Source organism: Putridiphycobacter roseus, from assembly GCF_003234935.1.
In the GTDB taxonomy this organism is placed as follows: domain Bacteria; phylum Bacteroidota; class Bacteroidia; order Flavobacteriales_D; family Crocinitomicaceae; genus Putridiphycobacter; species Putridiphycobacter roseus.
The window spans coordinates 283748-296562 of record NZ_QKSB01000001.1; the positions used below are offsets into that span (position 1 = coordinate 283748).

Annotated in this window: 10 protein-coding genes; 5 read left to right on the top strand and 5 right to left on the bottom strand. The window is 35.3% G+C overall.

Going from position 1 to position 12815, the window contains the following annotated elements:
* Window positions 1-16: 16 nt before the first annotated feature.
* From dnaB to DNU06_RS01220, 4 genes are all read left to right on the top strand, one after another.
* Window positions 17-1564: a replicative DNA helicase gene (dnaB, locus tag DNU06_RS01205; RefSeq protein ID WP_111061380.1), complete on the top strand. Its 1548-nt coding sequence runs from the start codon at window positions 17-19 to the stop codon at window positions 1562-1564.
* Window positions 1545-2813, top strand: a complete 1269-nt coding sequence (locus DNU06_RS01210; protein ID WP_199398965.1) for an asparagine synthetase B — start codon at window positions 1545-1547, stop codon at window positions 2811-2813. The genes dnaB and DNU06_RS01210 overlap by 20 nt, the downstream gene beginning before the upstream one ends.
* 60 nt (window positions 2814-2873) lie before the next feature.
* Entirely contained in the window at window positions 2874-3824 is a 951-nt protein-coding gene (locus tag DNU06_RS01215) for a hypothetical protein (protein ID WP_111061381.1), read from the top strand.
* A gap of 166 nt (window positions 3825-3990) precedes the next feature.
* Complete coding sequence (locus DNU06_RS01220; RefSeq protein ID WP_111061382.1) at window positions 3991-5325, top strand: DEAD/DEAH box helicase; 1335 nt, start codon at window positions 3991-3993, stop codon at window positions 5323-5325.
* A gap of 64 nt (window positions 5326-5389) precedes the next feature.
* Here DNU06_RS01220 and DNU06_RS17790 read toward each other — a convergent pair whose 3' ends face one another.
* The 5 genes from DNU06_RS17790 to DNU06_RS01240 all read right to left on the bottom strand — a co-directional run bounded on the left by DNU06_RS17790 (window position 5390) and on the right by DNU06_RS01240 (window position 10557).
* Window positions 5390-5551 carry a hypothetical protein gene (locus DNU06_RS17790; RefSeq protein ID WP_158526792.1) on the bottom strand — a complete coding sequence of 54 codons (162 nt, stop codon included), beginning with the start codon at window positions 5549-5551 and terminating at the stop codon, window positions 5390-5392.
* On the bottom strand, window positions 5499-8774 hold the full coding sequence (locus tag DNU06_RS01225) for a VPS10 domain-containing protein (protein ID WP_111061383.1): 3276 nt from the start codon (window positions 8772-8774) through the stop codon (window positions 5499-5501). Before DNU06_RS01225 ends, DNU06_RS17790 begins: the two co-directional genes overlap by 53 nt.
* A gap of 144 nt (window positions 8775-8918) precedes the next feature.
* Window positions 8919-9272 (bottom strand): hypothetical protein, encoded by a 354-nt coding sequence (locus DNU06_RS01230; protein WP_146239103.1) that lies wholly within the window; start codon window positions 9270-9272, stop codon window positions 8919-8921.
* Between the two features lie 59 nt (window positions 9273-9331).
* A complete protein-coding gene (locus tag DNU06_RS01235) occupies window positions 9332-10030 on the bottom strand; it encodes a hypothetical protein (RefSeq protein WP_111061385.1) in 699 nt (232 codons plus the stop codon).
* Window positions 10027-10557, bottom strand: coding sequence for a hypothetical protein (locus tag DNU06_RS01240; protein ID WP_111061386.1), 531 nt, complete (start codon window positions 10555-10557; stop codon window positions 10027-10029). Before DNU06_RS01240 ends, DNU06_RS01235 begins: the two co-directional genes overlap by 4 nt.
* Window positions 10558-10886: 329 nt before the next feature.
* On the opposite strand from DNU06_RS01240, the gene DNU06_RS01245 reads away from it, so the two are divergent.
* On the top strand, window positions 10887-12749 hold the full coding sequence (locus DNU06_RS01245) for a T9SS type A sorting domain-containing protein (RefSeq protein WP_111061387.1): 1863 nt from the start codon (window positions 10887-10889) through the stop codon (window positions 12747-12749).
* Window positions 12750-12815: the final 66 nt, after the last annotated feature.

Here is a 12815-nt window from a genome sequence, read left to right on the forward strand (position 1 = left end):
CCTAAATTTGTGACACATGGAAAACCCCAATACAAACACACGTCCTCGCCGTACTTTAAGTCAAAATAAAGTATTATCGGCCAATGAAGTAGGTAAAATACCGCCGCATTCAACCGACGTTGAAGAGGCGGTATTAGGTGCCATGTTATTAGGTCAAGAGGCTGTTAATGACGCGATAGATATTTTACATGTAGATAGTTTTTATAAAATTGAAAACCAAAAAATTTTCAATGCTATCTTACAATTGTTTGGCAGTTCTGAAACTATTGACATATTAAGCGTAACCGAAAGGTTAAGAAAAAACGGTGATTTAGACTTGGTTGGTGGACCAGGTGCCGTTGCTAGGTTAACTAATAGAGTAGCGTCTACCGCACATATTGAATACCATGCAAGAATAATTGCTGAAAAATATATTCTACGTTCTTTAATTGGCATCTCATCCGAAGTAATCAAAAATTCATACGACGAAACAAAAGATGTTTTTGAGGTGTTAAGTGAAGCGGAAGAAGGTCTTTTTAAAATTACAGAAGGTAACTTAAAGAAAAGTTACTCGGGTGTAAAAGAACTCGTCTCAGAGGCTATTGAAGAAATTGAAAAAGCAAGTAAAAACAAAGATGGTGTAAGTGGTGTCCCTTCTGGATTTACTGACTTAGATAGATTAACTTCTGGTTGGCAAAAATCAGATATGATTGTATTAGCCGCTAGACCTGGTATGGGTAAAACTGCATTTGTTTTGTCCTTAGCAAGAAATACAGCCGTTCAGTTTAACCAAGGTGTTGCTATCTTTTCATTAGAGATGTCTAGTGTTCAGTTAACCAAAAGACTAATGTCTATGGAAACTGGATTGGCTTCCGAAAAACTAAAAAAAGGTTTTACTTCTGAAAAAGATTGGAAACAATTACATGAAAATATTACCAATTTATCAGAAGCGCCTATTTATATAGATGATACACCTGCTTTGTCCATTTTCGAATTGCGTGCGAAGTGTAGACGATTAAAAATGCAGCACGATATTCAATTAGTAATTATTGATTATTTGCAATTGATGACCGCTGGTTTAAAAAGTGGTAATAGAGAACAAGAAATTAGTATGATTTCACGTTCAATTAAAGAAATAGCCAAAGAACTTAGTGTTCCAATTATTGCTTTATCCCAATTAAGTCGTTCCGTAGAAACAAGAGGTGGGGATAAAAGACCTATGCTTTCAGATTTAAGAGAGTCGGGTGCAATTGAGCAAGATGCAGATATGGTTTGTTTTATATACAGACCCGAGTATTATGGCTTAATTGAAGATGAAAATGGTATGCCAACCGAAGGTACTGGTGAAATTATTGTTGCAAAACATAGAAATGGTTCTTTAGATAATGTGCGTTTAAGGTTTATTAAAGAATTGATACGATTTGACAATTTAGATGCTTTTGCAGAAGTAGACTACGGTACCAAGTTTACACAAAATAACGAATTCGATCAAGAAAGTGGTAATTCTGGCACATATACTGTAGGTAGTAAAATGAATGATGATCTCCCCGGAGGTTCAATACTAAATGATGATATACCGTTTTAAGAATATACTAACCTTACTATTTATTTTTAGCTTAAGCTTTGTAAAGGCTAATGCTATTCTCGTCCCTATGGACGTCTCCCAAAAGAACCATTTAAAAGCCTATGGTGTCTCTTTTTGGGCACTAGAAAACAAAATCATCATTGAATGGCTATTGAATTACCAAGGTGGTAGCTTTTTATACCCATACAATAAGGTTATTGAAGAACAACTAATCGTTAAAGGAATTTCTTACAAGGTGATTCCAACCGTTAAGGTACTACAGATAAAATCTGAAATTGCAAATCCGGAAGTTAATATGGAAGTGGTTCAATTAGAATCCGCACCAAAAATTGCGGTATACACCCCCCAAGGAAAACAACCTTGGGATGATGCGGTAACGCTCGTATTAACTTATGCCGAAATCCCATATACCGAAATCTATGATTCCAGTATTGTTAAAGGTGGATTGGCCGAATTCGATTGGCTCCACTTACACCATGAAGACTTTACTGGACAATATGGGAAATTTTATCGCTCATATCGAGGTATGCCATGGTACCAGCAGCAAGTAAGGGACAATGAGGCCATGGCAAGTAAATTAGGATACAGTAAAGTATCCGACCTTAAACTCGCAGTGGCACAAAATATTAAAAACTATGTAATTGGTGGTGGATTCCTATTTACTATGTGTTCTGGTACCGACAGTTTTGATATTGCCCTGGCAGCGCAAAACACAGATATTTGTGAGCAGATGTACGACCATGATCCTTCAGCGCCAAATTATCAAAGCAAACTAGAATACGACCAGACCTTTGCTTTTAAAGATTTTACGCTTGAAAAAGACCCAATGGTCTATGAATATTCCAATATTGATGCCACTAGAGATCATAAACTACCCGAAAGTCAAGACAAATTCTTTTTATTCGATTTTTCCGCTAAATGGGATGTAGTACCAACCATGTTATGTCAAAATCATACCCAAGTTATTAATGGCTTTATGGGACAAACTACCGACTTTAGAAAAGAATTTATAAAATCTGAAGTATTAATTCTAGGAGAAAGTAAAGCATTTAATACCGCAAGATACATTCATGGAGAGCTAGGTATGGGAACTTGGACTTTTTATGGTGGTCACGACCCCGAAGACTATAGACATATGGTGGGCGACCCGCCAACAGACTTGAAATTACACCCAAATTCACCAGGTTATAGATTGATATTAAATAACATTTTATTCCCCGCTGCAAAAAAGAAAAAAAGAAAAACTTAATTTTTTATTATATTTGGGCAACCTTTTGTTAATTGCAGGGTATTAAATAAAAAACGATTTATGAAAAAGCAAATATTAATTTTAGCCATCATGATAATTGGAGCTGGCTTATATTCTTGTAAAAAGAAATATCAAATCATCCCTCCTCCTGTCCCATCTTCTTCTATAAGAGATTCATTAGAGTTTAACTTTTTTGATTCTATTCAATACTTTACCGTGAATGGTCTTGGTGGTGGTGACTTTGTTACTAACAAAGGTATAGTATTTACAATACCTCCTTATACATTTAGAGGTGCTGCAGGAGATACTATTCTTGGAGATGTTAATATTGATATTGTAGAAATATTAGACCCTGCAAACATGGTTCTAATGAATAAAACGACAACTTCAGACAATGAAGTGTTAGTAACAGGAGGTCAGTTTAGAATAAACTTTACTTATAACAGTAGTCAAGTATACATTAGTTCAGATACCGTTGTTTATGTAGGCGTACCTACAGATATCAGCTCTCCTAACATGAAATTATTTGAAGGTTATGAAGATGCAACAGGCTTTGTAAACTGGAAACCGGTTTTAGATACATTAGGACAACCAGTCGCTACGCCTATTTTAACCGAAACAGTAAACGGTTTATTTCAGGATTACTATTCATTTGCATTAGATAGTTTAAATTCCAATTGGATTAACTGTGATTATTTCTATAATTCATTAGGAAGTAAAACACAACTATCCGTTACATTAGGAGATAAGCATGACAACTCCAATACCTTATTTTTTATCCATTTTAATAATTTCCAATCCGTAATGGCAGGTTATTTTGATGGTCAAAAATTTGTCACGCCAGGTACAGTTCCTGTTGGTGCCAATGTAAGTTTATTATTATTTTCTGAAATAGACGAAGAATATGCCATCAAGAAAATAGACATGGTAGTTAGTAATGGATACAGCTTAACCACTACTTTAGACCCTACCACTTATAAAGATTTATTAAATACAATTAGAAACTTATAAGTCGTTTTTAGCAAACATTCAAAAAGGGAATTTCATCTGAAATTCCCTTTTTTTTGCGCTACACCCCAATTATTAATATATAATTTACCACATAGTATAGACCCAGTGCACATGGAATAGGTATTTATTAATTTTAATAGTTTACCTTTGTGAAAAATTTGGCAACATGACCTTTGAAGATTTAAATTTAAATACCCCGCTACAAAACGCATTGGCAGACTTAGAGTTTCTATATCCTACACCAATTCAAGAAAAAGCATTACCTATTATTTTATCGGGGAAAGACATGATTGGCATTGCCCAAACAGGTACTGGTAAAACTTTTGCCTACTTGTTACCAATTTTAAAACAATTAAAGTTTTCCGAAGGAAAACATCCAAGAGTACTGATTTTAGTACCAACTCGTGAATTAGTAGTTCAAGTAGTTGGAGAATTAGAAAAGTTAACAACTTACATCACTACGCGTGTTGTAGGGGTATATGGTGGGACGAATATCAATACACAAAAACAAAAAGTGTATGATGGCGTAGATATTTTAGTAGCTACACCCGGTCGCTTGTTAGATTTAGCATTAACAGGAAATCTAAGGTTTAAACAAATACAGAAATTGGTTATTGATGAAGTGGATGAAATGTTAAACTTGGGTTTTAGAACACAGTTGAATAACATCCTAGACCTTTTACCTGAAAAAAGACAAAACTTAATGTTTTCTGCAACCATTACAGAAGATGTTGAGAAGTTAATTAATGACTTTTTTAATCAACCAGAAAAAATAGAAGTGGTTCCGAATGGTACTCCATTAGAATTAATTGACCAATCCGCGTATTTGGTCCCTAATTTTTATACGAAAATTAATTTATTGAATCATTTATTGGAAGATGAGTCATTAGAAAAAGTACTGATTTTTGTGGATAGTAAAAAATTAGCCGATAGGATGGCAGATCATTTAGATCCAAAATACAATGAGGTGATTGGTGTAATGCACTCCAACAAATCTCAAAACTACAGATTAAATGCCATTAAGAAATTTGAAAATGGTGAGCACAGAATATTAATCGCAACGGAAATTATTGCACGTGGTTTAGATATCCTAGATGTCAGTCACGTCATTAATTTTGATACACCTGATGTACCTGAAAATTACATTCACAGAATTGGTAGAACTGGTCGTGCAGACAAAACAGGTGGTGCCATTACATTTGTTAACGAAGTTGAAGTTCCTTCAATGGAATTAATTGAAGCGTTAATGGGGCAAGAAATTCCTAAAGTGGAAATCCCAAAAGAAGTGGAGATTTCTACTGTATTTACGGATGATGAAATTCCGAATTTAGCGGATAAGCACTATTTAAAAGAAGCGACTATTACGCAATCCAAAGGTGCTTTTCACGAAAAGAGCGCTAAGAACAGTAAAACAAACCAAGGTGGGTCTTACAAGAATAAAATCAAAGCGAAGTACAACAAGCCGAAGACAAGGAGTGCCAAGACCAAAAGGAAACATTGATAACATGAGTTGGTCGTTCGTAAAAACAGAATTAGTGCGAACAAACTTATCTTCAATAAACGAATTAACCTTCTCCAGTTTTCTCCCTTAAAACACCGTTATAGCGCACCCCTTTTTGGGTGAACATATAACGATTAGTTGTTCCATTAAAGTCCATTACACCTCTTAAAGAATTACTCTTCTCTAAAGTCCATTCTATTTGGCGTGTATGGAATTCCTTTAACATTCAGTTTTTCTTCCAGAGCTTCCACCTCTGCTTTAATTTTTAACACCATAGGCTTCACTGAAACATATGCTTCTTGCGCTATGGCATATTGTTCTTTATGCGTTGTTGTAGGGTCGGAGGTAGCATACCACATTTGATACACCATGGTTTCAATTCTACTGCCTAAACCTGGTAGTGTTTCCACATCTCTTTTGCTCAAGTACGATTTTCCCCACATGGCAAATTCCACTGTTTGAATTTGTTTTTCAATTGCGCTTACTTCATGCATCCAATTCAAATCAGTATTTGGATAACTAGTAATGGCAGATTTTAAATATTTTAAACGATTACTGTAGTCGTTGACTTGCGCATTCGTCCCATATACTTGTCTTCTCAATTCCGCGACTTCAGTCTTAAACTGAATGCTTGCCAAAGTTTGTTGATCTAAGGAAGAATTTTCTAATGCCTTCACTGTAAACTGTGGTGAACTCGCTAATTTATTGATTTCACCATTTGCAACCATAAATAAATCCACTTGATAAATCCCAGGTACAACCAATGGCCCTACATCTGGATAGCTATATCTTCCCGGTGCCTTAGCATTCAGTTTGATTGGTTTTGTACTTGGATATCTTAAGTCCCAATGCAATACTTGTAAACCTTTGGCTGCAGGTTTTGAAATTCTATTGATTTCGTTGCCATTACCGTCTTTGATGATAAAGACAAATTTTGGTTTTTTATAATTATCCTCCGCCAGCAACATGTCGTTACTTGGGTAATCTATATCAGTTCCATCTTTAAATGCTTTTTTCTCTGCTTCCTTTCGCGCTGACTTTGGAGAAGCAGGTACTTCTTTTACGTAATAACGAATGGTTGCGCCATAAGCTGGGTTTTCGCCCAAATAAATATTTGCCCCTTGACTACCTTTTCCTCTTCCGCCTAGCGGATTACTCGGCATATAAGCCAAAGCTGTTTTAATTGGAAAAATGATCGCTGCTTCAGTTTTCAATTGTTCCTCGTTCAATTGTTTTAAAATGGAATAATTATCCAAAATATAAAACCCACGACCAAAACTAGCCAACACCAAATCGTTTTCTCTTTTTTGAATGGCAATGTCTCTGATGGCAATTGTAGGTAAACCACCTTTTAATTGGTGCCAATTTTCTCCTCCATTGATCGTGAAAAACACACCAAACTCTGTTCCTGCAAACAACAAGTTAGCATTTTCATGGTCTTCAGCAATGGCGTAAACACTTCCTCTCTCAGGTAAATCTCCACTAATATTTTTCCAATTTGTTCCCGTATCTGTACTCTTAAAAATATAAGGTTTAAAATCGCCTTGCTTATGGTTATTAAACACCGCATAAACATGATTTTCATTGTGCTGCGAAGCCAATAACATATTTACATAAGTCATACTAGGTACACCTGCAAAACTTTCCTGTTTTGTCCATGATTCTCCCCCGTTTTTTGTCACTTGTATCCACCCATCATCTGTCCCCGCATAAAGCACTTTCTCATTAATTGGCGATTCCGATAAGGCTACAATATTGCCAAAAATTGTAGTCGACTTATTTTTCATCACCACTTCAGGCGACTGAACTTTCCCCATCACCTTCATTTTGTTTCTATCTAATTGTCGGGTTAAATCTCCAGAAATAGTCTGCCAGGTATTCCCTCTATCATCCGATTTAAAGACTTTATTGGCCGCAAAATATAAGCGTTTGTGGTCGTGATTTGAAATCACTAAAGGTGCGTCCCAATTCCAACGGAAAGCTGCTTCACCTTTTTTTGGCATGGGTTGAATCCCCATTTTTTCTCCCGATTGCTTGTCGTATCTCACCAACCAACCATACTGTGCTTGTGCATAAATGATATTTGGATCGATAGGATCAACTTGAGACTCAAAACCATCTCCTCCGTTGGTGATAAACCAGTCGGAATTTAAAATACCGGCATTATTAATGGTCGCCGAAGGACCACCAATTGAATTATTATCTTGTGTACCACCGTAAACATTATAAAATGGTTTGTCGTTGTCTAAGGATACTTTGTAGAATTGTGCCAAGGGCAAATAAGCGCACCATGACCAGTTTTGAGCATGATCCCATGTTTCATATAAACCACCATCACAACCAATTCTCCAATGGTCTTTATTATTGGGATCAATCCACATACAATGGTTGTCAACGTGCTTGTCTTTTTCACCTGTTCTTTTAAAAGTTTTACCACCATCCTCAGTATGGTGTAACCAAGTATTCATGCTAAACACTTTGTCCACATCAAAAGGATCACATATAATTTCTTGGTAATAATTCCCACTGGTTTTATAGCTACTTCTTTTCTCCCAACTCGCCCCTTTATCGATCGACCTATAAAAACCACTTTTTTCTCCTTCAGCTTCTACAATAGCATAAACATAATTATGATCAACTGGCGAAATTGCCAGTCCTACCCTACCCATTTTACCACTAGGCAAACCAGTCTTTAATTCTTTCCACGTTTTACCGCCATCTACTGTTTTGTATATTGCCGACTCTTCACCACCACCTACATAAGTAAATACATGTCTTCTTCTTTGGTGTGCTGTTGCATACATCACTTGGGTGTTTTCGGGATCCATCACTAAATCAGCGATTCCAGTATGTTCAGAAACAAAAAATATGCGTTCCCAATTTTCCCCTCCGTCCATTGATTTGTACACACCTCTTTCACCGCCTGCAGACCACAAAGGCCCATATGCAGCAACATATACCATGTCAGAATTATTAGGATCAACCAATACTTTTGAAATGTGTTCAGAATTTTTTAAACCTTTATTATCCCATGATTTACCACCATCAATTGATTTATAGACACCATCTCCATAAGCCACCGAACGTTGGTTATTATTTTCTCCTGTTCCAACCCATAAAATATTCGTATTATTTGGATCCATGCTAATACAGCCGATAGAATAAGCACCATAATTATCAAAAATAGGATCGAAACTGGTTCCTGAATTTGTCGTTTTCCAAACACCCCCAGAAGCGACAGCCAAATAATATTCACTAGCATTGGTAGGATTTACAACCATGTCAGCAATTCTTCCAGATATTACTGCTGGTCCTATATTTCTAAATTTTAAACTAGAAACAAAACTTGAATTAATAATTGTTTTTGATTCTGCTTGGTCTTTATCATTTTTTTGAGCCACTAGTAATGTGGACAATAAAACACAAATGATCGTTAAAAATTGCTTCATAAATGGCGTTTTAATAAATTATGGATGCTTAAATTTACAAAACAAATTGTGTTTGTTGATTTTTAAAAGGAGAAATAAAAAATCGAAGCTAGAATTGACTTTGTATAGACAATTACAAGTTGTGTTTTTAAAAAATAAATCCGCTTAATTATAAGTGATGCATTCTTCGTATGGATGAATTAAAATGACATCTCCATTTTGATCAATTGTTCGAATAGAAATAGTAAAACAAAACGTTTTTCCAATTTCCGGATCAATCATACTATAAATAAAAGTAGTATAAGTATATGATTTTTGACTGGGAGACCCTAGTAAATCAATATTAACATTAAGCCATTTCACTGCCCATGGCAACAAATCTTCTTCTATTCTAAATTTAAAATTAACAACCAACTCTGAGTCTTTCTTATAGCTGTAGATATTTTCAAAATGAAACCATTTTTCTCCACTATAAATACTATCGTAAATATTTGTATTTAATTCCTCAGTATAGTTCATTTTTTTAAAGCAAGAACTCATAAGTAAAACTAATATTGGTATAAGTACTAAGACACTTTTCATAAATTAAAAGAAATATTTATTGAGTTAATATTATAGCAAATAGAAAGTTTATTTGCAAAGGGACTATCTTCTTCAAACAATGCTTTAAACGGATATTTTTTATTTAAATAGCGCAGTCCAACCATACTAATTCCCGCTCCAATTCCCCCAACAATTAAACCGGTATAAAGTCTTTTTCGATTTAAGTTATAACTATTTTGCATTAGCAAGAGTTCTTCTTTAAAGTTCAATACAGCTCCTTGATTAGACTTTTTATTGTAGTCCTGAATAAAAAGGTCGACATCCTTATTTACTTTAATTGCTTTTGCGCTAAAATAAGCAGTTGAAACAAAACCGCCCAGTGAAACGGCCATTGGTAACCTAAAAAAAGTGGTTCTCTTTTTATTCCTTAATACATTTGACCGTGATCTGCTATAAAACTCTTTTGAAAGCTTCATTTTAATGAAAACAATTGTTTCGATATTTTCTTTAATAATAAATGAGGTATCTACCATTTTATACCCTGGAGACCATATTTTAGCCTTATAAACTCCCACGTCTAGTGTATCTCTGTAAGTTCTGGTAATTAATTTATCATTTAATAGCACTTCAAAATACCCGTTAGACTGATCAATTAAATACCTTACTCTTCCGGTAACCTGAGCACTGGATGTAGCACTCATAAATAACAATAGAAAAAACATAAATAACTTCATAATACCTTACATTTTGTGGTTACACCATACTTTTCAAAATTACTAATCATACCATATTGACCCTCCACTTCTGATAAATAATTTAAATCTAAAGATTTACTTAGGACCTCTAAATCATGATATAAACTTAATCCTGAATTATATTTCTGTATAGCATAATAAGCTGCTATACCAGTTGGGATAAACGTTGAAAAGGCAAGACTAGCCTTGATCCCGTATTCAATTCTGTCACTTTTATTTTTACTTATTTCGGGTAAAACTTTAGCACTTCTGTATTGAAACAAATTATAGGTATCTGACTTAACCACTATGGTGTCCATTCTCACTTCTGTTCCTGGAACCCAAATTTCGACAAAATAATTTCCTTCTGCTAATTGAATTTTTTTTGTGGAATATACAGCATTGGAATCGATTCTAATTTTGAAAATACCATTTTGTGGAAACTCAAATTGAACTGTCATTAATGGTTGACCGAAATTCCAGTTAGATACTCCCAACCATAATAAAAATATTAAATATTTAAGCATAAACGATTTAAGAGTTGCAATATAAATATTATAAATTAAAAATAAATCTATTTTAGGCTGAAATTCCAGCGCAACTTATTCTCCATGAAAATTACTTTTTTAAAGTCACTTTCTCCACTATAAAGAAAGGAGGCATAAGCTATGCAGCTTAATGTAAAAGTAGGTCAAGTGAACAAAGTTTTAGCAAAAAAAATACGATTTTGATTTTTAGGATAAAAAACTTGGCTTTTAACGACAAGACTAATTAGCCATATTAATATATATAAAGTCATTTCGCATTAGAAACCACATATTTTTTTGTACCTTTAAATCTCTTTAACCCCTGCATTATGAGAATTTTACTATCGCTAATTATTTTAGGAATAATATCCCCGCTTTACGGACAGGAAATAAATGGCTACGCTCGCGTTTCGCTTATTGCCACTGTTGTAGTAACATTAAGTGATGTAGACGAAACCTATGGTACTTTTGAAGCAGGTGAACAGGTAATTATCATGCAAATGCAAGATGATGTGATTGGCGCAAACACCTCCGACAATACAAATTTCGGCTTGTTAAGTGCCATAAATTCAGCTGGTCTTTACGAGGTAAGAACAATTGTATCCCAAGTTGAACTATTTGGGACGCCTACTGTTATCACCTTAGACTACCCACTAACAAACGCATATAACTTAGGTGCTAATGGTTCAGTACAACTGATTACATTTCCCAAATTTGGAAGTCCGGATTATACCTGTGGCAACTTATCCTCAAGTCCTTGGAATGGCACCACTGGTGGTGTATTAGCTTTTCAAGTACCGGGTTACCTAACCATTGGTGGCGATTTACTTGTAGACGGCACTGGTTTTTTAGGCGCGGTAGCGAACGGTGGCAATTCAACAGGTTGTACAGGATCATCTAACTATAGGGTTGCAGCGAATGCTAATTTTGCTAAAAAAGGAGAAGGCATCTATAAATTTACAAACCTCAACTACGATTCAGGGAGGGCTAGGATATTGAATGGCGGCGGTGGCGGAAACAGTCACAATGCTGGTGGTGGCGGTGGTGGAAACTATACGCAAGGAGGACTTGGCGGTCCAGGCTGGCCAAACTGCACCCCTACTGCTGGCGGTATGGGTGGTATTGATTTGAGCACACAAATTAACGCTTCTAGATATTTTATGGGCGGTGGCGGTGGTGCCGGTGAAGGAAATAACGGCGGCTCTCAAAACGCAGGAAATGGGGGCGGAATTATCATGATTAAAGCCAACGAAATAAAAACTACTGGCAGCTGTGGTTCAGGACATTTAATTTCTGCATCTGGACAGTCTGTTTCAAGCGGAAGTGGTGGTGATGGTAATAGTGGTGGAGGTGCAGGAGGAACAATATTGGTAGATGTAAATACATGGTCAATAGCTGCAGGCTGTCCGGTAACCTTACAAGCAAATGGCGGGAACGGCGGGAACGTTACAAATGCAGGTGAACATGGTGGCGGCGGCGGTGGCGGACAAGGTGCAGTGATATACTCTATCGCTTTACCAACCGCAAATACTACCACCATCACCCAAAGTGGTCTGGGTGGACTAAATTGCATATCTTGTACCTCTGCAGGCAACGGAAGCGGAACTAATAATTCAGGAATTATTGCTAATTCAACTGGCCCACTTCCAATTGAATTAACCTATTTTAATGCATTGCTTAATGAAAATGAAAAAGTTAACCTCGAATGGCAAACGAAATCAGAAAAAGATAATAACTATTTTCTGATAGAAAAATCTGTTGATGCAGTGACTTGGAAAGTACTTGAAAAAATTAATGGTACAGGAAATTCTGTGGTAGAAAAAAAATATTACACGCAAGACCCAAGTCCTTATAATGGATTATCTTATTACCGCCTTAAACAAGTTGATTTTGATGGAAAAGAAAGTATTTACCCACCAAAAAGTATAAACATAAACCAAATAATTAACGCTAATCTATTAATCTATCCAAATCCAACCAATAACCAAATCACTATAGAAAGCAATTTTAATAGTTCAAAAGTAAATTTAAATGGTATTCAAATCTATAATTCCTTAGGACAAGATTTTACTAACCGCGTGAAGACGATCGACAATAACCATTACAAAATCATTCTAGACCTATCTAACATACAAAGCGGTATATATTACATTAAATTTCAAACACAATTATATAAGGTAATTAAATATTAAGATTTTTATAAAACCATGTGTAGGATATAGTACTTACTGTACAGCCATTTTTAATTGCTTTAATAA

Excerpts from the sequence above, each read along its gene's own strand:
- dnaB (WP_111061380.1), top strand. The coding sequence starts at position 17 with ATGGAAAACCCCAATACAAACACACGTCCTCGCCGTACTTTAAGTCAA.
- DNU06_RS01210 (WP_199398965.1), top strand. The coding sequence starts at position 1,545 with ATGATGATATACCGTTTTAAGAATATACTAACCTTACTATTTATTTTT.
- DNU06_RS01215 (WP_111061381.1), top strand. The coding sequence starts at position 2,874 with ATGAAAAAGCAAATATTAATTTTAGCCATCATGATAATTGGAGCTGGC.
- DNU06_RS01220 (WP_111061382.1), top strand. The coding sequence starts at position 3,991 with ATGACCTTTGAAGATTTAAATTTAAATACCCCGCTACAAAACGCATTG.
- DNU06_RS17790 (WP_158526792.1), bottom strand. The coding sequence starts at position 5,551 with ATGTTAAAGGAATTCCATACACGCCAAATAGAATGGACTTTAGAGAAG.
- DNU06_RS01225 (WP_111061383.1), bottom strand. The coding sequence starts at position 8,774 with ATGAAGCAATTTTTAACGATCATTTGTGTTTTATTGTCCACATTACTA.
- DNU06_RS01230 (WP_146239103.1), bottom strand. The coding sequence starts at position 9,272 with ATGAACTATACTGAGGAATTAAATACAAATATTTACGATAGTATTTAT.
- DNU06_RS01235 (WP_111061385.1), bottom strand. The coding sequence starts at position 10,030 with ATGAAGTTATTTATGTTTTTTCTATTGTTATTTATGAGTGCTACATCC.
- DNU06_RS01240 (WP_111061386.1), bottom strand. The coding sequence starts at position 10,557 with ATGCTTAAATATTTAATATTTTTATTATGGTTGGGAGTATCTAACTGG.
- DNU06_RS01245 (WP_111061387.1), top strand. The coding sequence starts at position 10,887 with ATGAGAATTTTACTATCGCTAATTATTTTAGGAATAATATCCCCGCTT.